At 70.4% G+C, this 24,573-nt stretch carries 31 protein-coding genes; 23 read left to right on the top strand and 8 right to left on the bottom strand.

The window, feature by feature from the left end:
- The first annotated feature begins 153 nt into the window (after positions 1-153).
- Entirely contained in the window at positions 154-2,460 is a 2,307-nt protein-coding gene (locus AB4Y76_RS06615; protein ID WP_441923385.1) for a Calx-beta domain-containing protein, read from the top strand.
- A gap of 61 nt (positions 2,461-2,521) precedes the next feature.
- Here AB4Y76_RS06615 and AB4Y76_RS06610 read toward each other — a convergent pair whose 3' ends face one another.
- Positions 2,522-3,334, bottom strand: a complete 813-nt coding sequence (locus AB4Y76_RS06610) for an SGNH/GDSL hydrolase family protein (protein WP_441923383.1) — start codon at positions 3,332-3,334, stop codon at positions 2,522-2,524.
- Between the two features lie 244 nt (positions 3,335-3,578).
- Here AB4Y76_RS06610 and rpsL point away from each other — a divergent pair, with 244 nt between their 5' ends.
- From rpsL to tuf, 4 genes are all read left to right on the top strand, one after another.
- The gene (gene rpsL, locus AB4Y76_RS06605) at positions 3,579-3,953 is read left to right on the top strand and encodes a 30S ribosomal protein S12 (protein ID WP_028644777.1); all 375 of its coding nucleotides are present in this window, start codon (positions 3,579-3,581) and stop codon (positions 3,951-3,953) included.
- Positions 3,953-4,423, top strand: coding sequence for a 30S ribosomal protein S7 (gene rpsG, locus AB4Y76_RS06600; RefSeq protein WP_441923381.1), 471 nt, complete (start codon positions 3,953-3,955; stop codon positions 4,421-4,423). Before rpsL ends, rpsG begins: the two co-directional genes overlap by 1 nt.
- A gap of 125 nt (positions 4,424-4,548) precedes the next feature.
- Positions 4,549-6,612 (top strand): elongation factor G, encoded by a 2,064-nt coding sequence (fusA, locus tag AB4Y76_RS06595; RefSeq protein WP_441923492.1) that lies wholly within the window; start codon positions 4,549-4,551, stop codon positions 6,610-6,612.
- A gap of 77 nt (positions 6,613-6,689) precedes the next feature.
- Positions 6,690-7,883 carry an elongation factor Tu gene (gene tuf, locus AB4Y76_RS06590; RefSeq protein ID WP_441923379.1) on the top strand — a complete coding sequence of 398 codons (1,194 nt, stop codon included), beginning with the start codon at positions 6,690-6,692 and terminating at the stop codon, positions 7,881-7,883.
- Positions 7,884-7,892: 9 nt separating this feature from the next.
- Here the strand turns inward: tuf and AB4Y76_RS06585 are convergent, their stop codons facing one another.
- Positions 7,893-8,603, bottom strand: coding sequence for an SGNH/GDSL hydrolase family protein (locus AB4Y76_RS06585; RefSeq protein WP_441923377.1), 711 nt, complete (start codon positions 8,601-8,603; stop codon positions 7,893-7,895).
- Positions 8,604-8,694: 91 nt separating this feature from the next.
- On the opposite strand from AB4Y76_RS06585, the gene trmB reads away from it, so the two are divergent.
- On the top strand, positions 8,695-9,420 hold the full coding sequence (gene trmB / locus AB4Y76_RS06580) for a tRNA (guanosine(46)-N7)-methyltransferase TrmB (RefSeq protein WP_441923375.1): 726 nt from the start codon (positions 8,695-8,697) through the stop codon (positions 9,418-9,420).
- Here trmB and AB4Y76_RS06575 read toward each other — a convergent pair.
- Positions 9,417-10,232, bottom strand: a complete 816-nt coding sequence (locus AB4Y76_RS06575) for an RDD family protein (protein ID WP_441923373.1) — start codon at positions 10,230-10,232, stop codon at positions 9,417-9,419. The two genes, trmB and AB4Y76_RS06575, sit on opposite strands and share 4 nt — an antisense overlap.
- Positions 10,233-10,262: 30 nt before the next feature.
- Here AB4Y76_RS06575 and AB4Y76_RS06570 point away from each other — a divergent pair, with 30 nt between their 5' ends.
- Complete coding sequence (locus tag AB4Y76_RS06570; protein ID WP_441923371.1) at positions 10,263-11,258, top strand: stage II sporulation protein M; 996 nt, start codon at positions 10,263-10,265, stop codon at positions 11,256-11,258.
- A gap of 74 nt (positions 11,259-11,332) precedes the next feature.
- On the opposite strand, the gene AB4Y76_RS06565 is transcribed toward AB4Y76_RS06570, so the two are convergent.
- Genes AB4Y76_RS06565 through AB4Y76_RS06545 form a run of 5 tightly spaced genes read right to left on the bottom strand, consistent with a single transcriptional unit; the run spans position 11,333 to position 16,639 of the window.
- Complete coding sequence (locus tag AB4Y76_RS06565) at positions 11,333-12,625, bottom strand: DUF58 domain-containing protein (RefSeq protein WP_441923369.1); 1,293 nt, start codon at positions 12,623-12,625, stop codon at positions 11,333-11,335.
- 16 nt (positions 12,626-12,641) lie between these two features.
- A complete protein-coding gene (locus tag AB4Y76_RS06560; RefSeq protein ID WP_441923367.1) occupies positions 12,642-13,592 on the bottom strand; it encodes an AAA family ATPase in 951 nt (316 codons plus the stop codon).
- Between the two features lie 41 nt (positions 13,593-13,633).
- Complete coding sequence (locus AB4Y76_RS06555; protein ID WP_441923365.1) at positions 13,634-14,812, bottom strand: DUF4350 domain-containing protein; 1,179 nt, start codon at positions 14,810-14,812, stop codon at positions 13,634-13,636.
- Positions 14,809-15,459 carry a DUF4129 domain-containing protein gene (locus AB4Y76_RS06550; protein ID WP_441923363.1) on the bottom strand — a complete coding sequence of 217 codons (651 nt, stop codon included), beginning with the start codon at positions 15,457-15,459 and terminating at the stop codon, positions 14,809-14,811. Before AB4Y76_RS06550 ends, AB4Y76_RS06555 begins: the two co-directional genes overlap by 4 nt.
- 7 nt (positions 15,460-15,466) lie before the next feature.
- Complete coding sequence (locus AB4Y76_RS06545; protein ID WP_441923361.1) at positions 15,467-16,639, bottom strand: hypothetical protein; 1,173 nt, start codon at positions 16,637-16,639, stop codon at positions 15,467-15,469.
- Positions 16,640-17,084: 445 nt separating this feature from the next.
- Here AB4Y76_RS06545 and rpsJ point away from each other — a divergent pair, with 445 nt between their 5' ends.
- From rpsJ to rpsH, 16 genes are all read left to right on the top strand, one after another.
- Positions 17,085-17,393, top strand: a complete 309-nt coding sequence (gene rpsJ / locus AB4Y76_RS06540) for a 30S ribosomal protein S10 (protein ID WP_008360994.1) — start codon at positions 17,085-17,087, stop codon at positions 17,391-17,393.
- Between the two features lie 11 nt (positions 17,394-17,404).
- Positions 17,405-18,064, top strand: a complete 660-nt coding sequence (gene rplC / locus AB4Y76_RS06535; protein ID WP_441923357.1) for a 50S ribosomal protein L3 — start codon at positions 17,405-17,407, stop codon at positions 18,062-18,064.
- A 2-nt stretch (positions 18,065-18,066) separates the two neighbouring features.
- Positions 18,067-18,786, top strand: a complete 720-nt coding sequence (gene rplD, locus AB4Y76_RS06530; protein ID WP_441923355.1) for a 50S ribosomal protein L4, sunset domain variant — start codon at positions 18,067-18,069, stop codon at positions 18,784-18,786.
- Complete coding sequence (gene rplW / locus AB4Y76_RS06525) at positions 18,783-19,088, top strand: 50S ribosomal protein L23 (protein WP_441923353.1); 306 nt, start codon at positions 18,783-18,785, stop codon at positions 19,086-19,088. The genes rplD and rplW overlap by 4 nt, the downstream gene beginning before the upstream one ends.
- Positions 19,089-19,116: 28 nt before the next feature.
- The gene (gene rplB / locus AB4Y76_RS06520) at positions 19,117-19,953 is read left to right on the top strand and encodes a 50S ribosomal protein L2 (RefSeq protein ID WP_441923351.1); all 837 of its coding nucleotides are present in this window, start codon (positions 19,117-19,119) and stop codon (positions 19,951-19,953) included.
- Positions 19,954-19,969: 16 nt separating this feature from the next.
- Positions 19,970-20,251 carry a 30S ribosomal protein S19 gene (gene rpsS, locus AB4Y76_RS06515; protein WP_441923349.1) on the top strand — a complete coding sequence of 94 codons (282 nt, stop codon included), beginning with the start codon at positions 19,970-19,972 and terminating at the stop codon, positions 20,249-20,251.
- 28 nt (positions 20,252-20,279) lie between these two features.
- Entirely contained in the window at positions 20,280-20,690 is a 411-nt protein-coding gene (rplV, locus tag AB4Y76_RS06510) for a 50S ribosomal protein L22 (protein ID WP_441923347.1), read from the top strand.
- Positions 20,690-21,538, top strand: a complete 849-nt coding sequence (gene rpsC / locus AB4Y76_RS06505) for a 30S ribosomal protein S3 (RefSeq protein WP_441923345.1) — start codon at positions 20,690-20,692, stop codon at positions 21,536-21,538. Before rplV ends, rpsC begins: the two co-directional genes overlap by 1 nt.
- A gap of 2 nt (positions 21,539-21,540) precedes the next feature.
- The gene (gene rplP, locus AB4Y76_RS06500) at positions 21,541-21,957 is read left to right on the top strand and encodes a 50S ribosomal protein L16 (protein ID WP_441923343.1); all 417 of its coding nucleotides are present in this window, start codon (positions 21,541-21,543) and stop codon (positions 21,955-21,957) included.
- Positions 21,957-22,190 carry a 50S ribosomal protein L29 gene (rpmC, locus tag AB4Y76_RS06495; protein ID WP_441923335.1) on the top strand — a complete coding sequence of 78 codons (234 nt, stop codon included), beginning with the start codon at positions 21,957-21,959 and terminating at the stop codon, positions 22,188-22,190. Before rplP ends, rpmC begins: the two co-directional genes overlap by 1 nt.
- On the top strand, positions 22,187-22,462 hold the full coding sequence (gene rpsQ / locus AB4Y76_RS06490; protein WP_441923333.1) for a 30S ribosomal protein S17: 276 nt from the start codon (positions 22,187-22,189) through the stop codon (positions 22,460-22,462). The genes rpmC and rpsQ overlap by 4 nt, the downstream gene beginning before the upstream one ends.
- Positions 22,463-22,570: 108 nt before the next feature.
- Positions 22,571-22,939: a 50S ribosomal protein L14 gene (gene rplN, locus AB4Y76_RS06485; protein WP_441923331.1), complete on the top strand. Its 369-nt coding sequence runs from the start codon at positions 22,571-22,573 to the stop codon at positions 22,937-22,939.
- 1 nt (position 22,940) lies between these two features.
- Complete coding sequence (rplX, locus tag AB4Y76_RS06480; RefSeq protein WP_441923329.1) at positions 22,941-23,297, top strand: 50S ribosomal protein L24; 357 nt, start codon at positions 22,941-22,943, stop codon at positions 23,295-23,297.
- An 8-nt stretch (positions 23,298-23,305) separates the two neighbouring features.
- Positions 23,306-23,878 (top strand): 50S ribosomal protein L5, encoded by a 573-nt coding sequence (gene rplE, locus AB4Y76_RS06475; protein WP_441923327.1) that lies wholly within the window; start codon positions 23,306-23,308, stop codon positions 23,876-23,878.
- 1 nt (position 23,879) lies between these two features.
- Positions 23,880-24,065, top strand: a complete 186-nt coding sequence (locus AB4Y76_RS06470; RefSeq protein ID WP_114775663.1) for a type Z 30S ribosomal protein S14 — start codon at positions 23,880-23,882, stop codon at positions 24,063-24,065.
- A gap of 82 nt (positions 24,066-24,147) precedes the next feature.
- Entirely contained in the window at positions 24,148-24,567 is a 420-nt protein-coding gene (rpsH, locus tag AB4Y76_RS06465) for a 30S ribosomal protein S8 (protein ID WP_441923324.1), read from the top strand.
- Positions 24,568-24,573: the final 6 nt, after the last annotated feature.

The following is a 24,573-nucleotide window of genomic DNA, read 5'->3' as shown; positions in this document are numbered from 1 at the left end:
TCGAGTCATGGAGCCGTTCTCCGGGCGGTGGCTACGTTCCCGGGAGGATGTCGGTCTCGGGGGTGACCGGACCTGTTGCGTTCGTGCATCTCGGCACCCGGATCCGGCGGTGCCAGCAGGCGTCGCCGTCCTCTCCCAGACTGGAGGCCGACGATGAGTCGTCGAACTCGGAATCTCCTCGCCGCGGTCGCGAGCTTCGCGATCGTGGTGACCGGGGTGAGCCTGCTGCCACCGACAGCACAGGCCGCCACGAACAACCTGCCGGGGAACACCCCGCTGACCAACGTCATCGACACGCCGGCGGACAACTCGTCCCAGCCCGGCGCCTTCACGCTCACCGGCCACGCCAACGTGGGCGCGACTCCCGCCAACCCGATCGCCACCCTGATCTACGTCGTCGACAACTCCGGCAGCACCATCGAGTCCGCCGGCACCTGCGGCGGTGACCAGAACGGCGACGGCGACCTCAACCGCATCCTCGACTGCGAGATCGCGGCCGCCCTGGCGCTGAACCAGCAGGCGATCACCTCCGGCTCCGTCGCGAAGGTCGGCGCGGTCCAGTTCGACACCAACGCGTCCGTCATCCAGACGCTGGTCGTGCCGAACACGCCGTCCATCGCCACCAACCTCAAGGCGCTGCGCTACGGCAACGCCACCAACTTCGAGGACGGCGTCAAGAAGGCCTGCACGCTGGCCGGGAGCAACCCGAACACCACCGTCGTCTTCATGTCCGACGGCCTGGCCAACCAGGGCGGCAACGCGGTGGCCGCGGCGAGCAGCTGCCCGTCGACCGTCACGATCAAGACGTTCGCCGTCGGCACCGGCTCCAGCTGCACCGGCAACCCGAACGGCCTCGGCAGCCTGGCCCAGATCGCCGCCGCCGGGCGGGGCAACTGCACCCCGGTGAACGACCTGAGCCAGCTGCCCTCGATCGTTGCCGCGATCGCGGCCCCGAAGATCAGCTCGGTCAAGGGCACGATCGACGGCGGCGCGCCGGTCACCCTGATGACCGACCCGCCGACGCCGCCGGACCAGACCTCGGTGACGTACTCGTGGAACGTCGCGGCGCTCTCGCCGGGCACGCACCGGCTCTGCACCACCGCGTACGGCTTCGACGTCGGCGGCAACGGATCGACCACCGACTGCATCAACGTGGTCGTTCCCGACCCGGTCCGGAAGGTCTCGGTCAACGACATCTCGGTGAACGAGGGCGGCGTCGCCACCTTCACGCTGTCGCTGACCGGCCCGACCACCTCGGGTGCGACCGTCGGCTACGCGACCGCCGGGTCCTCGGCGACCGCCGGTGACGACTACACCTCGAAGTCGGGGACGGCCACGTTCGCGCCGGGCTCGAGCTCGACCACGGTGTCGATCCAGACGCTGCAGGACAACATCTTCGAGGGTCCGGAGCAGTTCGCCCTCAACCTGTCCTCGCCGAGCAGCAACCTGATCATCGACGACGGTCACGGGGTCGCGACCATCGTCGACGACGACCAGAAGCCGACGGTGACCATCGTCGGGACGCCCGGCAACCCGGACAGCCCGAACACCTCGGTCAAGGAAGGCGACGCCGGCTGCACCAACGTGACGCTGACGATCAAGCTCAGCAACCCGGCGTCCGCGGCGATCACGGTGCCGTGGTCCACCGGCGGCGGCACCGCCACGGCCGGGACCGACTACACCACCGCCAGTGGCACGGTCATCTTCGCGCCGGGGGAGACGTCCAAGACGATCACGGTCTGCGTCAAGGGCGACCTCGTCGACGAGCCGAACGAGACCTTCGAGGTCACGCTCGGTACGCCGACCGGTCCCGCGACCGTCCCGCCGGGCACCAAGTCCGTGGTCACGATCATCGACGACGACCGCAACGGCTCGTTCTCCTGCCAGGCGACCGGTCTCCGGCTGCTCGGCCTGAGCACGTTCCTGGCCAACGGTGCCTACTCGCCGTGCATGGACTCCACGGGCAGCCTGCTCGCACTGGGGCTCAGCACGCTGGTGACCGTCGACGCCAAGGTCATCACCGCGGCGACCGACGCGACGCCGGACAACGCGGTGACGACCAAGCCGGCGCTCGGCGACCAGGGCAAGGGTGACAGCGAGGTGACGTTCGTCAAGATCGTCGTCGGCGGCCACACCATCACGGCGGACGCCGTGCGGTCGCACGCGGAGGCCTCCTGCCAGGCACCGCTCGGCGGCACGCCCAAGCTGTCGGCCTCGACGGTCCTGGTCAACGCCCGGATCGACGGCGCGCCGGTCGTCCTGGTCAACGGTGCCGCCGAGATCAGCCTGAACGTCGGCACGCTCGTCGGGGTGAAGGTCTGGCTCAACCGGACCATCGTCTCCGGCAACGGAGTCACCCAGCGGGCCATCCAGGTCAGCGGAGCCGGTCTGCTCGCCGCGGTCGACGTCGTCGTCGCGGAGGCCCGGGCCGGCTACACCGGGAACCCGTGCGCCTCGTGAGGCAGCAGCACTGAGATCCGGGACCGGGTCGGCCGCCGTGCACCCACGGCGACCGGCCCGGTCACCCTTCGTGTGGCCGTTCCCGGGACCGCTCGCGGGCCAGCCGCTTCATCCCGTCGGCCGGCCGGATCGGCTCCGGCCACCGGGGGGTGAGGTCCCGGCCGAGCGGCGTACGGCGCCAGCGGCGCAGCAGCATCGGCCCGACCCAGCCGTTCCACCAGTCCCACTCGTCGCCGACCGCCTCCCACCGGGACCGGGCCGGCACGTCGCCCAGGTCGCGCAGCGTGATCGTGTGGTCCACCTCCAGGGTGCGCAGCACGGCGGCCGCCAGGTAGCGGTGCCCGTGCCGCGACATGTGCAGCCGGTCCGGCTCCCACATCCGCGGGTGCCGGTAGGCGCGCATCGCCCCGTGGTCGACGAGGAGCGCGCCCTGGGCGAGCGCGACCTCCCGGACCCGGCGGTTGAACTGGTTGTTCCGCAGCCGCAGCGGTTCGAGCAGCGGGGAGAGCCGGAGGTCGTAGCTGGTGAAAAGGAGCACCCGGGCGCCGGTCGCGGCGAGCCGGGCCACGGCGGCCTCGTAGCGGCCGAGCAGGTCCTCCATCGAGGTCCGGACCTGGAGGATGTCGTTGCCCCCGGCGAAGAACGACACCAGGGTCGGCTCCAGCGCCACCGCCCGCTCCACCTGGTGCTCGACCACGTCGTCGAGGACCCGGCTGCGCAGCGCGAGGTTGGCGTACTCGGTGGCGGGGTCGTCCTTGGCGAGCTGGCGCGCGACCCGGTCGGCCCAGCCGCGGACGCCGTTGGGGTAGCGCTCGTCCCAGTCGCCGACACCCTCGGTGAAGGAGTCGCCGAGGGCCACGAACCGGTGCGTCACGGGCGCCAGGGTCCCGGCTGCGGGGGACGGGCGCGCCAACGGCGGGTGAACGGCGGCCGTCGGGCCCGGTGCGCGGCCGGCGCCGTTTTGACCCGCCCCCGCGCGACGGGTAATCTCAATCCTTGTGTCTGGGCCGTCCCAGACTGTCTGTGTGCCCTCGTTGGCACGATGCACCACAGATCGCAACACCTCCGTACCCGGCAGAGCGCCAGGTACTGATAGCCGACCGAAAGGGAACCACCCGGTGCCCACCATTAACCAGCTGGTCCGCAAGGGCCGCCAGGACAAGGTGTCCAAGAGCAAGACGCCTGCCCTGAAGGGTTCGCCCCAGCGACGCGGCGTCTGCACCCGCGTCTACACCACCACCCCGAAGAAGCCGAACTCCGCTCTGCGCAAGGTCGCCCGTGTGCGCCTGTCCAGCGGCGTCGAGGTCACCGCTTACATCCCGGGTGTGGGCCACAACCTCCAGGAGCACTCGATCGTGCTCGTCCGCGGCGGCCGTGTGAAGGACCTTCCCGGTGTCCGCTACAAGATCATCCGCGGCACGCTCGACACCCAGGGCGTGAAGAACCGCAAGCAGGCGCGCAGCCGCTACGGCGCGAAGAAGGAGAAGAGCTAATGCCTCGTAAGGGTCCCGCGCCCAAGCGCCCGATCGTCGTCGACCCGGTCTACGGCTCGCCGGTCGTCACCCAGCTCGTCTCCAAGGTCCTCCAGGACGGCAAGAAGCAGGTCGCGCAGCGCATCGTGTACTCGGCTCTCGAGGGCACCCGCGAGAAGACCGGCACCGACCCGGTGGTCACGCTCAAGCGTGCGCTGGACAACGTCAAGCCGGCCATCGAGGTCAAGAGCCGTCGCGTCGGCGGTGCGACCTACCAGGTCCCGATCGAGGTCAAGGGCACCCGCGGCACCACGCTCGCGCTGCGCTGGCTCGTCGGCTACGCCGCGGAGCGTCGCGAGAAGACCATGGCCGAGCGCCTGATGAACGAGATCCTCGACGCGAGCAACGGCCTCGGCGCCGCTGTGAAGAAGCGCGAGGACACCCACAAGATGGCCGAGTCGAACAAGGCCTTCGCCCACTACCGCTGGTGATCGTTGCGGGGGACTCCCCACAGGGCGTCCTCCGCACCCACCGCATCCCCCAACTTCTGAGGAACTGACTTTCAGTGGCAGTCGACATCACGACGGATCTCAACAAGGTCCGCAACATCGGCATCATGGCGCACATCGACGCCGGCAAGACCACCACCACCGAGCGCATCCTGTTCTACACGGGCATCACCTACAAGATCGGTGAGGTCCACGAGGGCGCGGCCACGATGGACTGGATGGAGCAGGAGCAGGAGCGCGGCATCACGATCACGTCGGCCGCGACGACCTGCTGGTGGAAGAACCACCAGATCAACATCATCGACACCCCGGGTCACGTCGACTTCACCGCCGAGGTGGAGCGTTCGCTCCGCGTCCTCGACGGTGCCGTCGCGGTCTTCGACGGTGTCGCCGGTGTCGAGCCGCAGACGATGACCGTGTGGCGCCAGGCGAACAAGTACTCCGTGCCCCGGATGTGCTTCGTCAACAAGCTGGACCGCACCGGTGCCGACTTCTGGCGCTGCGTCGACATGATGGTCGAGCGCCTCAACTCCACCCCGCTGGTCCTGCAGCTCCCGATCGGTGCCGAGTCCGACTTCCTCGGTGTCGTCGACCTCATCGGCATGCGTGCCCTGACCTGGCGTGGCGAGACCACGATGGGTGAGGACTACACCGTCGAGGAGATCCCGGCCGACCTCGCCGAGCAGGCCGCGGAGTACCGCGAGAAGCTGGTCGAGACCCTGGCCGAGGCCGACGACGCGATCATGGAGGTCTACCTGGAGGAAGGCGACGTCTTCGACGTCGACACCCTCGAGGCCGCGATCCGTCGCGCCACCCTGGCCGACAAGCTCAACCCGGTCCTCTGCGGCACCGCGTTCAAGAACAAGGGCGTCCAGCCCCTGCTCGACGCCGTCGTGAAGTTCCTGCCCTCGCCGCTGGACATCGACGGCATCGTCGGTCACGCGCCGGGCAAGGAGGACGAGGAGATCGTCCGCCAGCCTTCCGACTCGGAGCCGTTCTCGGGCCTGGCGTACAAGATCGCCACCGACCCGCACCTCGGCAAGCTGATCTACGTCCGGGTGTACTCGGGCAAGCTCGAGGCCGGCAGCACCGTGGTCAACTCGGTGAACGGCCGCAAGGAGCGGATCGGCAAGGTCTACCAGATGCACGCCAACAAGCGTGAGGAGATCGCGTCGGTCGGCGCCGGTCAGATCGTCGCGGTCATGGGCCTCAAGGACACCAAGACCGGTCACACGCTGTGCGACCCGAGCAACCAGGTCGTGCTGGAGTCGATGACATTCCCGGCCCCCGTGATCGAGGTCGCGATCGAGCCGAAGACCAAGGGCGACCAGGAGAAGCTGGGCACCGCGATCCAGCGCCTCTCCGACGAGGACCCGACCTTCACCGTCAAGGCGGACGAAGAGACCGGCCAGACGATCATCGCCGGCATGGGCGAGCTCCACCTGGAGATCCTCGTCGACCGGATGAAGCGCGAGTTCCGCGTCGAGGCCACCGTCGGCAAGCCGCAGGTCGCCTACCGCGAGACGCTGCGCAAGAAGGTCGAGAAGCACTCGTACACCCACAAGAAGCAGACCGGTGGTTCGGGTCAGTTCGCGAAGGTGCTCATCAGCATCGAGCCGAACATCGACCCGGAGACCGGCACCGGTGCGGGCTACGAGTTCGTGAACGCCGTCTCCGGCGGTCGCGTTCCGCGCGAGTACATCCCCTCGGTCGACCAGGGCGCGCAGGAGGCCATGGAGTTCGGCGTCCTCGCCGGCTACCCGATGGTGGACGTGAAGGTGACGCTCGAGGACGGCGCGTACCACGACGTCGACTCCTCCGAGCTCGCGTTCAAGATCGCCGGTCTGCAGGCCTTCAAGGAGGCCGCCCGGATGGCGAAGCCGGTTCTCCTCGAGCCGATGTTCGCGGTCGAGGTCGTGACCCCCGAGAGCTTCCTCGGTACGGTCATCGGCGACATCAACTCCCGACGCGGTCAGATCTCCGCGCAGGAGGAGCGTCACGGCGACATGGTCGTCTCGGCGCTGGTGCCGCTGTCGGAGATGTTCGGGTACGTTGGGGACCTGCGGTCGAAGACCTCGGGTCAGGCCTCGTACTCGATGGAGTTTGACTCGTACGCCGAGGTTCCGACGAACGTCGCCGACGAGATCATCAAGAAGGTCCGTGGCGAGTAAGTCCGCGTTCCCTCGGCAGCACAACCCACAGCAGTACCCACGAGTCAAGTAAGCAATCAAACCAGGAGGAGCCACAAGTGGCTAAGGCGAAGTTCGAGCGGACCAAGCCGCACGTCAACATCGGGACCATCGGTCACATCGACCACGGCAAGACGACGCTGACCGCGGCGATCACCAAGGTCCTGCACGACAAGTACCCCGACCTGAACGAGGCCTCGGCCTTCGACCAGATCGACAAGGCCCCGGAGGAGCGGCAGCGCGGTATCACCATCTCGATCGCGCACGTCGAGTACCAGACCGAGGCGCGCCACTACGCGCACGTCGACTGCCCGGGTCACGCGGACTACATCAAGAACATGATCACCGGTGCCGCGCAGATGGACGGCGCGATCCTCGTGGTTGCCGCCACCGACGGCCCGATGCCGCAGACCCGCGAGCACGTGCTGCTCGCCCGCCAGGTCGGCGTGCCGGCCCTGGTCGTGGCGCTCAACAAGTGCGACATGGTCGACGACGAGGAGCTCATCGAGCTCGTCGAGATGGAGGTGCGCGAGCTCCTCTCCGAGTACGAGTTCCCGGGCGACGACGTTCCGGTCGTGCGCGTGGCGGCCTTCCCGGCGCTGCAGGGTGACGCCAAGTGGGGCGAGTCGATCCTTGAGCTCATGAACGCGGTCGACGAGTACATCCCGCAGCCGGAGCGCGACACCGACAAGCCGTTCCTGATGCCCGTCGAGGACGTCTTCACGATCACCGGTCGTGGCACCGTCATCACCGGTCGTATCGAGCGCGGCGTGGTCAAGGTCAACGAGGAGGTCGAGATCATCGGCATCCGCGAGACCTCGCAGAAGACCACGGTCACCGGCGTCGAGATGTTCCGCAAGCTGCTCGACGAGGGCCAGGCGGGCGAGAACGTCGGTCTGCTCCTCCGCGGCACCAAGCGCGAGGACGTCGAGCGCGGCATGGTCGTGATCAAGCCGGGCACCACCACCCCGCACACCGAGTTCGACGCGTCGGTCTACATCCTCTCCAAGGAGGAGGGTGGCCGTCACACGCCGTTCTTCAACAACTACCGTCCGCAGTTCTACTTCCGGACGACCGACGTGACCGGCGTCGTCACCCTCCCCGAGGGTCGCGACATGGTCATGCCGGGCGACAACACCGACATGTCGGTCGTGCTGATCCAGCCGATCGCCATGGAGGACGGCCTCAAGTTCGCCATCCGTGAGGGTGGCCGGACCGTGGGTGCTGGTCGCGTCACCAAGATCAACAAGTGATCTAACGCTTCACTGAAAGGCCCCGGGCTTCGGCCCGGGGCCTTTCTGCATCTCCCGCGCCACGAAGTCGCCGAACGCCCGGTGGCCGGCGGGGGTGAGGTGCAGGCCGTCGGGCAGGTACGGCAGCCGCAGACCGCTCGTGGACACGTAGGTGACCTCCGCCCGGGCGCACTCCGCGGCGAGCAGCGCGTCCACCCGGGGGACCCGGTCCGCACGCGCCGGTGCGGCCGCGGGGCCGACGACCACGACGCGGTGGCCGTGCAGCACGCGCAGGACGCGGCGTACGCCGGCGCGGATCGCGGCGTCCGGCTGGTCGACGTCGTTCAGGCCACCCTCGACCACGACCACGTCCGCAGCCCGCGCGGTCCTGGCCACCCGGGTTCCGAACGCTGCCCCCGCGCAGGGGGAGGCGTGCGCGGCGAAGCCCGAGCCGGAGAACCCGAAGACGGTCGTGCGTCCCGGCAGCCGGGCGGGCCAGGAGCTCTCGGGCCGGGCCAGGCCGAGACCGGCGGACCAGGAGTCGCCGAGCACGGCGATCCGCTCCCCGTGGCCGGTGCGGATCCGTTCGCGGTGCTCGGACTGCTCCCGGAACCGCGAGCAGCGCTCGTGGTCGGCGTCGCCGGCCACGGCGCTGCCGAGGACCGTCCCGCCGAGCGCCACGGCGGCGCAGGTCGCGGCGAACACCGCGACCCAGATCCGGAGCCCGCCCCCTCGGTCCACGGCAGCATGGTGCGCCCACCGACACCGTCCGCGCAGCCGATTCGGCGATCCCGGCTGATCGTCCCCTGCCGGCCGGACATAGCCTTCGGGGGTGTCCGAGAAGCTTCCGCCCGCGCGTCCGCACCACAAGTTCACCGAGGACGGGCGGCGGATGCGCGAGGTGCTCACCTACGCGCGCCGCGGAAGCCGCTTCACGCCGCAGCAGCAGCAGGCCTGGGACGACCACCACGAGGCGTGGGTCGTCCCCGACGAGGCGGCCGACGTGCCCGGGGCGCGGATCAGCGACTGGTTCGGGCGCGAGGCCCCGCTCGTCGTCGAGATCGGCCCCGGGATCGGCGAGGCGACCGCCGTGCTGGCGGCGGCCCGCCCCGAGGTGAACGTGCTCGCGCTCGAGGTCTGGCGGCCGGGGATCGCGACCGGGCTCGGCCTGGTCGCCGCCGCGGGCGCGACGAACGTGCGCTTCCTCGGCGTGGACGCGGTCTGGACGATGGAGCACCTGGTCGAGCCGGGCGGCCTCGAGGAGCTCTGGACGTTCTTCCCCGATCCGTGGCCGAAGAAGAAGCACCACAAGCGGCGCCTGATCACCCCGTCCTTCGCCGCGCTCGTCGTCTCGCGCCTCCGTCCCGGCGGCACCTGGCGGCTGGCGACCGACTGGGCCGAGTACGCCGAGCAGATGCAGGAGGTGCTCGACGCCGAGCCCGGGCTGGAGGGTGGGCCGGTCGAGCGCTGGGCGGCGCGTCCGGTCACCAAGTTCGAGCGCAAGGGCGTCGCCGTCGACCGGGAGATCGTCGACCTCCGCTACCGGACCCGGGACTAGAACGGTCGCTGGGTGCGTCCCGCCGCGGTGAGCCGGTCGATCATGACCGCCTCGCGGCGCATCCGGGCGAGGTCCCGTTCGCGGTGCTCGGCGATCACCGCCGCCAGGTAGGCGTCTGCCGGGGTGCCGTGCGGCGGCGGCGGGGCGACGTACACCGACACCTGGTCGGCGAGCCGCTGGAGCAGCGACGCCCGGGTCGCCGGGGCCAGGCCGTCGGCACGCCCGAGCACCTGCCGGACCGCCAGGAGCAGCCGCTCCGGGAGCGGCGCGATGTCCGCCGCGGCCGCCCACCCGGCGAGCTGCGGAGGCATCGGCGGCGGGGGCGCCAGGCTCAGCGTGACCCGGCTCCGTACGACGTACGTGCCGGCGGCGTAGTCGCCGATGCGCTTGCCCTTGGAGCTGATCAGCGCGGAGAAGAACGCGGGCACGCCGGTGAGCATCCAGATCTCGACGACGCCGATCAGCGACCGGATGAAGGAGTGGTGGAAAGAGATCGGGCCGGCGTCGTCGCGGACCGTGCGCAGGCCGGTGACGAGCTTCCCGAGCGAGCGGCCGCGGCTCGCTGTCTCGACCACGGTCGGGACGACGAGCATCCCGGTGACCAGGGTGAGGATCGCGCCCACCGAGAAGAGCGCCTCGTCGGGCGCGAGCGCCGCGGTGGCGACGAAACCGCCGATCATCACCAGCGCGCCGACGACGACGTCGATCATCCCGGAGGCGACGTGCAGCGGCAGCGACGCCGGCGGCAGGTCGAGCGTGACGGCCTCGCCGGTGACGAGCTCGTCGATGCCTTCGGCGTACAGATCGGCCACGCGGTCAGCGTAGGTGATTACCCTGGCCCCGTGGACCTGGATGCCTTCGTCGTCGCGCACCAGCCGACGTGGGCCCGTCTCGAGGACCTCGCCGGCCGGCACCGGCTCTCCGGCGCCGAGAGCGACGAGCTCACCGAGCTCTACCAGCAGGTCGCCACGCACCTGAGCGTGATCCGCTCCGGTGCCCCGGACGCCGGGGTGATCGGTTACCTCAGCGCGCTCCTCGCGAAGGCGCGCACCCGGTCCGGGAGCGCCCGCGTGCTGACCCGCGCCGCGCTCGCCGACGCCGTCGTACGACGCTTCCCGGCGGCGCTCTACCGGACCCGGCGGTGGTGGATCGGGACGATGGTGATCAGCTACGCGCTCGCGGCCGTGATCACGGTCTGGCTGCTCGAGCACCCGCAGGTGGAGTCCTCGATGATGGACCCCGAGCAGGTGAAGCAGCTCGTCGGGAGCGACTTCGAGAACTACTACTCCGAGTCGGCGGCCTCGCACTTCGCGGCGCAGGTGTGGACGAACAACGCCTGGGTGGCGGCGCTCTGCATCGCGTTCGGGGTCTTCGGCCTGCCGGTCCTGTACATCCTCTGGCAGAACCTGCTCAACCTGGCCGTGGTCGCCTCGCTGATGATCCGGCACGACCGCGCGTCCCTCTTCTTCGGCCTGATCACACCGCACGGCCTGCTGGAGCTGACGGCGGTCTTCGTCGCCGCCGGCACCGGCCTGCGGCTGATGTGGGCCTGGGTGGTCCCCGGCCCGCGGACCCGCGCCCAGTCGCTGGCCGCCGAGGGCCGGTCGGCGGCCGGCGTCGTGCTCGGCCTCGCGGTGGTCCTGCTCATCAGCGGCATCATCGAGGGCTTCGTGACGCCGTCCGGGCTGCCCACCTGGGCCCGGATCGCGATCGGCGTCGTCGCCGAGGTGGCCTTCTTCGCCTACGTCTTCGTCCTCGGTCGCCGGGCCTACCGCGCCGGCTACACCGGCGACGTGCCCGAGCACCTGCTGGAGGACCGGGTCGCCACCGCGGGCTGATCAGGGGCGCGTCAGGGGGCTTGATCGTCGGTCGTCGAGCCTGTCGAGACGCGGCGACCTGCGCAGGGCCTCGGTCACAGGACGCCGCGCGCCTTCAGCTCGAGGTAATGGTCGGCCAGCGCGACCGGAAGGTCGTCGGCGCCCTTGTCCAGGACGTCGACGCCCAGCGCGCCGAGCAGGCGTCCGGTACGACGGCGCCGGCCGATGGTCCGTTCCGCGGCCGCGGCCTGGTACACGGCGCCCAGGTCCTCGCGACCGGCGGCGAGCCGGTCGAGGCCCGGGTCGCGGACGGACGCGACCACGACCCGGTGGCGGGCGCTGAGGTGGCCGATCAGCGGGAGCAGGCCGTGCTCGACCGCGGCGGGTTCCAGTGGCGTGAGCAGCACGACGAGGGCGCGGGACCGGCCGAGGGTGTCGACCGCGCCGACGAGCCGCCGCCAGTCGGCCTCGACCAGCTGCGGCTCGAGGGCGACCATCGCCTCCTGGACGGCCGCGACCGCGTCGCCGCGGTGACCGGACCGGACCCGCGCGCGGACCACCCGGTCACCGGCGAGGAAGTCGACCCGGTCACCGGCGCGTGAGGCCAGCGCGGTGAGCAGCAGGGCCGCGTCCATCGCGGAGTCGAGCCGTGGCACGTCGCCGACCCGGCCGGCGGAGGTGCGGGACGTGTCCAGGACCAGCACGACCCGGCGGTCCCGCTCGGGCTGCCAGGTGCGGACTACCACGTTGCGGCTGCGCGCCGAGGCACGCCAGTCGATGCTGCGGACGTCGTCGCCACGGACGTACTCGCGCAGGGAGTCGAACTCGGTCCCCTGGCCGCGGATCCGGACCGCGGCGCGGCCGTCGAGCTCGCGCAGCCGGGCCAGCCGGGACGGCAGGTGCCGCCGCGACGGGAACGCGGGCGTGACCCGGACCGCGCCCGGGACCACGACCGCGGCCTGCCGGGCGGCCAGCCCGAGCGGTCCGACCAGGCGGACGGTGATCCGGTCCGTGACGAGGTCGCCGCGCCTGGCCGGGAGCAGGGGGGTGGTCAGCCGGACTCGTTCTCCGGCCGGGAGCCGGAGCCGGTGCCGGTTGCCGGTGGCGCCGGCGCTGGGCTGCCAGGCGTCCCGGAGCAGGCCGGTGACGCGGCGCCGGCCGTCGTTGGCGACGGTCAGGACCGTCTCGGTCGGCTCGCCGAGGCGGGTCGGGCCGGGTCCCGCGCGGGTGACCCGCAGGTCGGTGACGCGCGGAGCGGCCAGCCGGTCCACGGTGACCAGGGCCAGCACCACCCCGACGACGGCCCACACCGTCGACGGTTCCGGGCGCACCAGCACCACCGCCACCGCGAGCAGCAGCAGTGCCGGGGTGCGCCAGGTCAGGGCCATCGCCGATCCGTCCTGCTCAGCGCGGGACCGGGACCGAGCCGAGGGCGGAGGCGAGCACCTGGGCCACGTCGACACCTTCGAGCTGCGCCTCCGGTCGCAGGCCGAGCCGGTGCACCAGGGTGGCGTGCGCGAGCGCCTTCACGTCGTCGGGGGAGACGTAGTCCCGGCCGGAGAGCCAGGCCCAGGCGCGGCTGGTGCGCAGCAGCGCCGTCGCACCGCGCGGGCTGACGCCCAGGCTCAACGACGGGGCGTTCCGGGTGGCGCGGGCGATGTCGACGACGTACGCCGCCACCTCGTCCGAGACCCGCACCCCGGTGACGGCGGCGGAGGCGCTGGCCAGGTGCGCCGGGCCGGCGACTGCGGTGATCCCGGTCGCGGCGAGGTGGTGCGGGTCGAACCCGTCCGCGTGCCGGCGGACGATGGCCAGCTCCTCCTCGCGCGGGGGCAGCGGCAGGGTGACCTTGAGCAGGAACCGGTCCAGCTGCGCCTCCGGGAGCGGGTAGGTGCCTTCGTACTCGACCGGGTTCTGGGTCGCGGCGACGAGGAACGGCTCGGGCAGCGGGCGGGAGACGCCGTCGACCGAGACCTGGCCCTCCTCCATCGCCTCCAGCAGAGCCGACTGCGTCTTGGGAGGCGTGCGGTTGATCTCGTCGGCGAGCAGCAGGTTGGTGAAGACCGGGCCGGGCCGGAACTCGAACACGCCGCCCTCGACGACCATCGAGCCGGTGATGTCGCCGGGCATCAGGTCGGGGGTGAACTGCACCCGACGGGTCTCGACGCCGAGCGCGGCCGCCAGCGAGCGGACCAGCAGCGTCTTGGCGACGCCGGGCACGCCTTCCATCAGGACGTGGCCGCGGGCGAGGACGGCGACGAGCAGGGCGGAGACCGCGGCGTCCTGCCCGACCACCACCTTGGACACCTCGGTGCGGACGGCGAGCAGCGCGCTGCGCGCCTCCTCGGGACTCATCCGGGGGGTGTCACTGCCAACGGTGCTGTCGGGAGCAGTCGTCATGGGGTGCGTACCTCTTCTTCCAGCTGGTGCAGGTCCTGGGCCAGCGCCACCAGGTCGGTGTCGCTGCGCACGTGCGCGGGGATGTCGGCGGGTTCGGGCAGGAGCTCGGCGACGCGGGCGACCGGGCGGCCGGTGCGGGCGGCCACGGCGCGGACGAGTTCGGCCCGGGTCGCGGTCGGGGCGGTGCCCAGCCGCGCGGCCAGGCGTTCGGCGGTGCCCTCGACGAGGAGTGCGGCCGCGTGGGACCGGTCGCGGGCCTTCTCGTAGAGCCGGCCGAGCGACGCGGTGGACTCCAGCGCCCGGATCGTCACCGGGACGGGCTCGACCACCAGCGGGCCGAGCCGGCGGCCGCGCTGGATCAGCAGGGCGAGCGCGGCGACGCCGAGGAGCCAGGCGGTCGGGACGAGCCAGTCCGGCAGCAGCCGGGAGAGGTCGACCCCGTCGCCGATCGCGGTGTCGGCGGGGTCCGCGACGTACCAGACGACGCGGCCGCGCTGGCCGAGGAGGCGGATCGCGACGGCCGCGTTGTCGTCGACGTCGATGTCGGCGTTGGAGAGCGGGGCGCCGGTGGTGAGCACCCACCGGTGGGCGTCGCGGTCGACGAGCAGCAGACGGCCGGCGCTGTCGCCGAAGCAGCCGTCCCCGCGGACCGCGGCGACGGCGTCGGTGGTGAGGCGGAGGCCTTCCATCAGCGGCTGGACGGGGTCGCAGGCCGCCTCCGTGACCCGGTCCGTGGTCGCCTCGACGACGTCCTCGGGCCCCAGGCCGAGCCCGTCGGCGACGAACGGTCCGAGCCCGGCGACCACCAGCACCGCGCCGGACGCGTCGCGCACCCGGCGGTCCAGCTCGTCCCAGGTGCCGGCCCCGAGGGAGTTCGGGTTCGTCACCACGACGGTGGTGTCGGCGTCGATGCGGGCGTCGTCGAACTCGGAGCGTCCGCGTACGACGGCCACCTCGACCCCGTGGTCGCCGAGGACCTGGGCCAGCGCGCGGGCGCCGTCCTGACCGGGGTTCTCCGGGTCCAGCCGGCCATCGCCGGTGGCCCCGCCGCGTCCGAGCCAGGTGACGAGGAGCAGGGCCAGCACGATGCCGAGTCCGATCCCGAGGGAGACCCGGTTGCGCCGGACGAAGCCGGTGGCCCGCGTGGTGTCCCGGACGTCGCTCGCCGTGCTCATCGCGGCACCACCAGGGCCGGCAGGTCGGCCGGGTCGGCGGCGGGACGCTCGTGGCGCAGCGCCTCCTCGAGTGCGAGCAGGTCCTCGGCCGGTCCGCGGGTGGCGTGCCGGTCGCCGTACCGGACGCCGTCGAACAGGTTCGCGGCCGCGAGCAGGCGGTCGGCGTGGCCCGGGAACGCGCGGGCGCCGCCGGCGGCGACCTCGCGGGCGGTGGCCGCGGGCAGGTCGTCGACCAGGGCGCGCTCCACCAGCCCGCGCGCGATCGCGCGCATGCCCTCGACGACGGCGTCGTCCCAGCGTCCCTCGGACCGGGCCCGGGCGGCACGTCGGCGGTAGTCGTCGGCGCGGGCCGCGTCGTCCTCGTGGACTGCGCCTGCGGGCGTATGCCGGCGCGGGGAGCTGCGCAGCCGGGCCAGCACCAGGGCGAGGCCGGTCAGCAGCACGACGAGGATGGCGAGTGCCGCCAGCGGGCCGAGCCGCCCGACGCCCTGCGCGGCGCCGACGATGCGGTCGAGCAGGTCCCAGAACCAGCCGCTGATCCGTTCCAGCAGGCTCGGCTGGTACGGCTTCTCGGCGAGCTCGGCGCGCACCCAGTCCTGCGCGGTACCGGGGTCCGGGCGCAGCGCGAAGGGGACGACAGGGATCACCGAGAGGTCACCGCGTCCCGGAGGGGGCTGCGGGGACGGCGAGCTGCGAGATGAGCTCGATGTCGTAGCCCTCCTTGCGGATCCGCTGGTCGAGGTACTGGAACGCGGCGACCCCGGCCGAGAACGGCGTGGTGAGCGAACCGGCGACGACCAGCGCCAGGTTGCTCGCGAGCAGCGCCACCATGATCCCGAGGTTGGTGTCCGGCCAGACGAGCAGGGCCACCACCTGGAGGATCCCGAACGGGAAGCTGAGGATCTGCCCGGCGACGGCGACGAGCAGCTGGGTCAGCAGCACGATCCCGAACGTGCGCCAGAACTGGCGGCGGGTGAGCTCCCAGGACCGGGCGAGCGACGCGAAGACGCCGCGGCCCTCCAGCACGAGGACGGCGGGGGCGAGCGGGACCGTCCGGATGTAGAGGAACACCATCGTGGCCATCCCTGCGGGGACGCCGACGACGACGGCGATCCACCCGGCGGTGGTGGAGAGCACGAACGCCGCGGCGACGAGCAGGCCGACCGGGACCCAGACCACGAGGAGCGGGAAGAGGAACGAGACGATGGCGAGACCGAGCAGCCGCCACACCCGCCGCCGGGTGAGGCGCCAGGCCGCTCCCGCGCTCAGCTTCTGCCCGCGGGCGCCGTTCTCGACGACGTGGACGATCATCCCGGTGACGACGATCGTCGCGAGCGCGCTGAGCACGGCACCGCTGAGCGCGGTCACGGTCATCCCGACGTCCTGCGGGGCGAAGTCCGCTCCGGTGCCCGAGGTGGCGAGCTCGCTGCCGAAGCCGGCGAGCCAGCCCCAGACCAGTGTGGCCAGGGTGGGGATCAGCAGGAACCCGGTGAGCACGACGGCCGACAGGCCGAGGGTTGCCTTGGGGTTGCGGCGGATGGTCTCGATCGCGCCGCTGAACATGTCGCCGAGTCCGAGCGGTTTGAGCGGGATCGTCCCGGGCTTGTAGACCGGGCGCGTCTGGTGCAGCGGTGGGAAGCCGGGGTGACCGTACGGCGGCGGTGCGCCGTACGGGGCGGCGGGCGGCGGGGCCCCGTAGGGCGCGTACGGCGCCGGCGCGGCGTACGTCGGCGCCGCGTACGACGGCGGCGGGGGCGGCGGCGGAGCCCACCCGGGCGGGCGCTGTTCCGGGGCGGGTTGGCCCGGTGCGCTGGTGCCGTCGGTCACGGTGGTGCCTCCCTGCTCTCCGTGGTCGTCGTCACGGTAGATCCTGTCAGCCCGGACCCGGTCCCGGGGGCCGGTCGGAGGTCACACCGGCTCAATTTGGTGCTGCGCGGGATCTCTGCCAAGATAGTCCGGTTGCTCCGGCGGGATCGCCAGGGCGCGGACATTTGACTACTGAACAGGTTCTCCTGGCTTCCGGACTCGGAAGCGCTGTGGTTGCGTGTCTGTGCCGCACCTGGGGATCCTGTTCCGCCCGACCCCCGTCGGGCACAACCCCAGACAGCACCGGAAATCGGGCCGTATTGCGTCTCAAACGCGCGACACGCCCGACCGCGTGGGTCGGAGATCCACGCGGGAAACCGCCGGGTCGAAGGCTGGGGGGAGCAGGGCGGACCACCTCACCGAGGTGGGACGAGACAGTCGTGAGACGAGAAGTGAAGGACGCGTGATGGCGGGACAGAAGATCCGCATCAGGCTCAAGGCCTATGACCACGAGGTGATCGACACCTCGGCGCGGAAGATCGTGGACACCGTGACCCGGACGGGCGCGAAGGTGGCTGGCCCGGTGCCGCTGCCGACGGAGAAGAACGTCTACTGCGTCATTCGCTCGCCGCACAAGTACAAGGACTCGCGCGAGCACTTCGAGATGCGCACGCACAAGCGCCTCATCGACATCATTGACCCCACGCCGAAGACGGTCGACTCGCTGATGCGCCTCGACCTGCCTGCCGGTGTCGACATCGAGATCAAGCTCTGAGGTTGGTTGAGATGACTTTCGAACGCAATGTGAAGGGCCTGCTGGGCACCAAGCTCGGCATGACCCAGCTCTGGGACGAGAACAACCGCGTGGTCCCCGTGACCGTCGTCGCGGCCGCCACCAACGTGGTCACCCAGGTCCGCACCCCCGAGAAGGACGGCTACAACGCCATCCAGGTCGGGTACGGCGAGATCGAGGGCCGCAAGGTCACCAAGCCCGAGGGCGGGCACTTCGAGAAGGCCGGCGTGACCCCGCGTCGCCACCTCGCGGAGATCCGCACCGCTGACGCCGCGTCGTACGAGGTCGGCCAGGAGCTCAGCCCCGAGCTGTTCACCGCCGGCGACGACGTCGACGTGACCGGCACCAGCAAGGGCAAGGGCTTCGCGGGCACGATGAAGCGTCACGGCTTCGCCGGTGTCGGCGCCTCCCACGGTGCCCACCGCAACCACCGCAAGCCGGGCTCGATCGGCGCCTGCGCCACGCCGGGTCGCGTCTTCAAGGGCACCCGGATGTCGGGCCGCATGGGTACCGACACCGTCACCACCCAGAACATCACCGTGCACGCGGTGGACGTCGAGAAGGGCGTGATCCTGCTCAAGGGTGCCGTTCCCGGCCCCAAGGGTGGCCTGATCATGATCCGGTCCGCCGCCAAGTCCGGACAGGAGGCCTGAGCATGGCTACCAAGACCGCAAGCGCCAAGGTCGTCAAGGTCGCACTGCCGGCCGAGATCTTCGACGTCGAGACCAACGTCCCGCTGATCCACCAGGTCGTGGTGGCCCAGCAGGCAGCCGCGCGCCAGGGCACGCACGCCACCAAGACCCGCGGCGAGGTCCGCGGCGGTGGCCGCAAGCCCTACAAGCAGAAGGGCACCGGCCGCGCCCGCCAGGGTTCGACCCGGGCGCCGCAGTTCGCCGGCGGTGGCGTCGTCCACGGCCCGCAGCCGCGTGACTACAGCCAGCGCACCCCGAAGAAGATGAAGGCCGCCGCTCTCAAGGGCGCCCTCTCCGACCGGGCCCGCGCCGGCCGCATCCACGTCGTCGAGGCGCTGGCCGCCGGTGACAAGCCGTCGACCAAGGCCGCCGTGGCCCTCCTCGACGGACTGACCGAGGGTCGTCGCCAGCTCGTCGTGCTCCAGCGCGACGACGCGCTGACCTGGCTGTCGCTGCGCAACGTGCCGTCCGTGCACCTGCTCGCCGTCGACCAGCTGAACACCTACGACGTGCTGCTCTCCGACGACGTCGTCTTCACCAAGGGCGCGTACGACGCGTTCGTCGGTGCCGACGTCGCCGAGGAGCCGGCCGCGAAGCCCGCGAAGAAGGCCGCCGCCAAGAAGACCGCCAAGGTCGAGGAGCCGGCTGCCGAGGCTGAGACCACCGAGGAGGCTGCCGAATGAGCACCCTGCACAAGGACCACCGCGACGTTCTGATCGCGCCGGTCGTGAGCGAGAAGAGCTACGGCCTGCTCGACAACAACAAGTACACCTTCGTCGTCCACCCGGACGCGAACAAGACCGAGATCAAGATCGCGGTCGAGAAGGTGTTCAACGTCAAGGTCACCTCCGTCAACACCCTCAACCGGCAGGGCAAGGCGCGCCGTACGGCGCGTGGCATCGGTCGCCGCAAGGACACCAAGCGCGCGATCGTCAGCCTGGCCGAGGGTCACCGCATCGACATCTTCGGGGGTCCGGTCTCCTGACCGGGCTGAGGAACGAGGAATCTGACTAATGGCTATCCGCAAGTACAAGCCGACCACCCCGGGCCGTCGTGGCTCGTCGGTCGCTGACTTCGCCGAGATCACCCGGACCACGCCGGAGAAGTCCCTGACGCGTCCGCTGCCCAAGAAGGGCGGTCGCAACAACCAGGGCCGGATCACCACCCGTCACCAGGGTGGCGGTCACAAGCGTGCGTACCGGATCATCGACTTCCGTCGCTACGACAAGGACGGCGTCCCCGCGAAGGTCGCGCACATCGAGTACGACCCGAACCGCACCGCGCGCATCGCGCTGCTGCACTACGCGGACGGCGAGAAGCGCTACATCGTCGCGCCGGTCGGCGTCGTGCAGGGCACCCCGATCGAGTCGGGTGTCGGTGCTGACATCAAGCCGGGCAACAACCTGCCGCTGCGCAACATCCCGGTCGGTACGACGATCCACTGCATCGAGCTCCGCCCCGGCGGCGGTGCGAAGATCGCCCGTTCGGCCGGCAACAGCGCCCAGCTCGTCGCCAAGGAGGGCTCGCGCGCCCAGCTGCGCATGCCGTCCGGCGAGATGCGGTACGTCGACGTCCGCTGCCGCGCCACCATCGGCGAGGTCGGCAACGCCGAGCAGTCCAACATCAACTGGGGCAAGGCCGGCCGCATGCGCTGGAAGGGCAAGCGCCCGACCGTCCGTGGTGTCGTCATGAACCCGGTCGACCACCCGCACGGTGGTGGTGAGGGTAAGACCTCCGGTGGCCGCCACCCGGTGTCCCCGTGGGGCAAGCCCGAGGGCCGTACGCGCAAGCGCAAGGCCAGCGACGCCATGATCGTCCGACGCCGCAAGTCCGGCAAGAACAAGCGCTGAGTAGGGAAGAGCTGAGATGCCTCGCAGCCTGAAGAAGGGTCCGTTCGTCGACGACCACCTCGCCAAGAAGGTGGACGCGCAGAACGAAGCCGGTACCCACAACGTGATCAAGACGTGGTCGCGTCGCTCGATGATCGTGCCGAACATGATCGGTCACACGCTCGCCGTGCACGACGGTCGCAAGCACGTCCCCGTCTTCGTGACCGACTCGATGGTCGGCCACAAGTTGGGCGAGTTCGCCCCGACCCGCACCTACCGCGGGCACGTCAAGGACGACCGGAAGAGCCGTCGCCGCTGACGCGGGGCGCCAAGGAGAGACAGAGACAATGAGTGTTACTGAGCGTCGGCGCACCAGCGCCCGCCGTGACTCGCTGCTCGGCGACGAGGCTGGCGCGTTCGCCAGCGCGCGCTTCGTCCGGATCACGCCGATGAAGGCCCGCCGTGTCGTCGACATGGTCCGCGGACTTCCGGTGGACGACGCCCTCGCCCTGCTGCAGTTCGCACCGCAGTCGGCCAGCGAGACCGTCTACAAGGTCCTGGAGTCCGCCATCGCGAACGCCGAGACCACCGAGGGCCTCGACCGCGGCACTCTCGTGGTCAGCAAGGCGACCGTCGATGAGGGTCCCACGATGAAGCGTTGGCGTCCGCGTGCGCAGGGCCGGGCCACCCGGATCAACAAGCGCACCAGCCACATCACCCTCGTGGTCCAGCCTGCTGCAGAGAAGGGTCAGAAGTAATGGGCCAGAAGATCAACCCGAACGGCTTCCGCCTCGGCATCTCCACCGACCACAAGTCGCGCTGGTACGCCGACAAGCTGTACAAGTCCTACGTCGGCGAGGACGTCGCGATCCGCAAGCTGCTCTCCAAGGGCATGGAGCGGGCCGGGATCTCCAAGGTCGAGATCGAGCGCACCCGTGACCGGGTCCGCGTCGACATCCACACCGCTCGCCCGGGCATCGTCATCGGTCGCCGCGGCGCCGAGGCCGACCGCCTGCGGACCGAGCTGGAGAAGCTCACCGGCAAGCAGGTCCAGCTGAACATCCTCGAGGTCAAGAACCCCGAGATCGATGCTCAGCTCGTCGCCCAGGGCGTGGCCGAGCAGCTGTCCGGCCGCGTGCAGTTCCGCCGCGCGATGAAGAAGGCCATGCAGACCTCGATGCGGTCCGGTGCCAAGGGCATCCGGATCCAGTGCTCGGGTCGTCTCAACGGCGCCGAGATGTCGCGGTCGGAGTTCTACCGCGAGGGTCGCGTGCCGCTGCACACCCTGCGCGCCGACATCGACTACGGCTTCTACGAGGCCCGGACCACCTTCGGCCGCATCGGCGTGAAGGTCTGGATCTACAAGGGCGAGGTCGCGGGCACCCGCGCCGAGCGTGAGGCCCAGGCCGCTGCTCGTGCCGGCGCCCCGGGCCGAGGCCGTGACGCTCGCGGCGGCGCCCGTGGTGGCGACCGTCCCAACCGTGGCTCGCGCGGCGACCGGCCGACGCGCGCTGACCGTGCCGAGGCTCCCGCCGCTGTCGAGGCCCCCGTGGCCGAGGCTGCCGTGGCGACCGAGGCTCCCGCCGCAACCACCCCGGAGGCCTGACCATGTTGATGCCCCGCAGGGTCAAGCACCGCAAGCAGCACCACCCGAAGCGGACGGGTGCTGCGAAGGGTGGCACGAAGCTCGCCTTCGGCGACTTCGGCATCCAGGCGGTCGAGGGCCACTACGTGACCAACCGTCAGATCGAGTCCGCGCGTATCGCGATGACTCGTCACATCAAGCGAGGCGGAAAGGTGTGGATCAACATCTACCCGGACCGTCCGCTGACCAAGAAGCCTGCTGAGACCCGCATGGGTTCCGGTAAGGGTTCCCCGGAGTGGTGGGTGGCGAACGTCAAGCCCGGCCGCGTCATGTTCGAACTTTCCGGTGTTTCGGAGGACATTGCTCGCGAGGCCATGCGACGCGCGATGCACAAGCTCCCCATGAAGACCCGGTTCGTCACCCGTGAGGGGGAATTCTGATGGCGACCGCACACGAGCTCGACGACCTGAACGACGTCGACCTGGAGAGCAAGCTGCGCGAGGCGAAGGAAGAGCTGTTCAACCTGCGCTTCCAGTCCGCGACCGGCCAGCTCGAGAACCACGGCCGGCTCCGCTCGGTCAAGAAGGACATCGCCCGGATCTACACCGTGGTGCGTGAGCGCGAGCTCGGCATCCGGACCGCGCCGGGCGCCGCTAAGGATGGTGCCGCATGAGTGAGGAAGCTGTGACGCAGGACCGCACGCGACGCAAGGTCCGCGAGGGCCTCGTGGTCAGCGACAAGATGGACAAGACCGTCGTCGTGACCGTCGAGGACCGCGTGAAGCACGCGCTCTACGGCAAGGTCATGCGTCGCTCGTCGAAGCTCAAGGCGCACGACGAGAACAACGAGTGCGGCATCGGCGACCGGGTCCTCCTGATGGAGACCCGCCCGCTGTCCGCCACCAAGCGCTGGCGCGTCGTCGAGATCCTCGAGAAGGCCAAGTGATCCCGGGGGTCCGGGCGACAGTCCAGGCCCCCACCAACAGATGAGTTCGGCAAGGCTCGACCGCCGTGAGCGGCCGAGAACCGGCACGACAACCAGGAGATAAAACCGATGATCCAGCAGGAGTCGCGACTCAAGGTCGCCGACAACACCGGTGCGAAGGAGATCCTCTGCATCCGTGTCCTCGGCGGCTCGGGTCGGCGCTACGCCGGCATCGGCGACGTCATCGTTGCCACCGTCAAGGACGCGATCCCGGGCGGCAACGTCAAGAAGGGTGACGTCGTCAAGGCCGTGATCGTGCGGACCGTGAAGGAGCGCCGTCGTGCCGACGGTTCCTACATCCGCTTCGACGAGAACGCCGCCGTGATCCTCAAGGGCGATGGCGAGCCCCGAGGGACCCGCATCTTCGGCCCCGTGGGCCGGGAGCTGCGCGAGAAGAAGTTCATGAAGATCATTTCGCTGGCTCCGGAGGTGCTCTGAGATGAGTGTCAACATCAAGAAGGGCGACACCGTCCGCGTCATCGCCGGCAAGGACAAGGGCGCCGAGGGCAAGGTCATCCAGGTGCTCCGCGAGGAGCAGCGGGTGATCGTCGAGGGTGTCAACCGCGTCAAGAAGCACACCAAGGTGATCAACCAGGGTGGCCGCGCGGGCAACACCGGCGGCATCGTCACCACCGAGGCCCCCATCCACGTCTCGAACGTGATGCTGGTCGACGGCAAGGGCACCACCCGCGTGGGCTTCAAGCGCGTGGAGGTTTCCAAGCGCCGCCCCGACGGTTCGACGTACAAGGCCACCCGGAGCGTCCGCGTCTCGCGGAAGTCCGGAGACGAGATCTGATGACTGAGATGACTGAGACTGCTAACAACCCGGCAGGCATGCCCCGGATGAAGGTGCGGTACCGCGAGGAGATCCTCCCGGCCCTGCGCGAGGAGTTCGGCTACAGCAACGTCATGATGGTCCCGGGCCTGACCAAGATCGTGGTCAACATGGGCGTCGGCGAGGCCGCGCGTGACTCGAAGCTGATCGAGGGTGCGGTCAAGGACCTCACCGCGATCACCGGCCAGAAGCCGCAGGTCACCAAGGCTCGCAAGTCCATCGCCCAGTTCAAGCTCCGCGAGGGCATGCCGATCGGCGCCCACGTGACGCTGCGCGGCGACCGGATGTGGGAGTTCCTCGACCGCCTGCTGGCGCTCGCCCTCCCGCGCATCCGTGACTTCCGCGGTCTGAACGGCAACCAGTTCGACGGTCGCGGCAACTACACCTTCGGTCTCACCGAGCAGGTCATGTTCCACGAGATCGACCAGGACAAGATCGACCGGTCGCGAGGCATGGACATCACCATCGTGACCACCGCCACCAACGACGACGAGGGTCGCGCGCTGCTCAAGCGCCTCGGCTTCCCGTTCAAGGAGAACTGACATGGCGAAGACTGGACTGAAGGTCAAGGCCGCGAAGACGCCGAAGTTCAAGGTGCGGGCGTACACCCGCTGCCAGCGCTGCGGTCGCCCGAAGGCCGTCTACCGCAAGTTCGGCCTGTGCCGGATCTGCCTGCGCGAGATGGCGCACCGGGGCGAGCTGCCCGGCGTGACCAAGAGCTCCTGGTAATCCGACCACTTCCAACGAAGACGCTGAAGGTCCAGCCGCTCCAGGCGGCTGGAAACCACAACGAGAAAGGGCCGAACCGGCCATGACAATGACTGACCCGATCGCAGACATGCTGACCCGTCTGCGCAACGCCAACCAGGCGTACCACGACTCGGTGACCATGCCGTACAGCAAGCTGAAGGCTGGTGTCGCGGAGATCCTGCAGCAGGAGGGCTACATCACCTCCTGGAAGGTCGCCGACAACACCGACGAGAAGGGCGAGCCGGCTGTCGGCAAGAGCCTGACCATCGAGCTCAAGTACGGCCGCAGCCGCGAGCGCTCGATCGCCGGCGTCCGCCGGATCAGCAAGCCGGGCCTGCGCGTGTACGCCAAGAGCACCGGCCTGCCCAAGGTCCTCGGTGGCCTCGGCGTCGCGATCATCTCGACGAGCCAGGGCCTGCTGACCGACCGTCAGGCCAACAAGAAGGGCGTGGGTGGGGAAGTCCTCGCCTACGTCTGGTGAACCCGG

This window comes from Marmoricola sp. RAF53 (assembly GCF_052114005.1).
GTDB lineage: Bacteria > Actinomycetota > Actinomycetes > Propionibacteriales > Nocardioidaceae > Marmoricola.
Note: the sequence above shows the minus strand (reverse complement) of the source record. Positions and strands in the feature narration are given on the sequence as shown.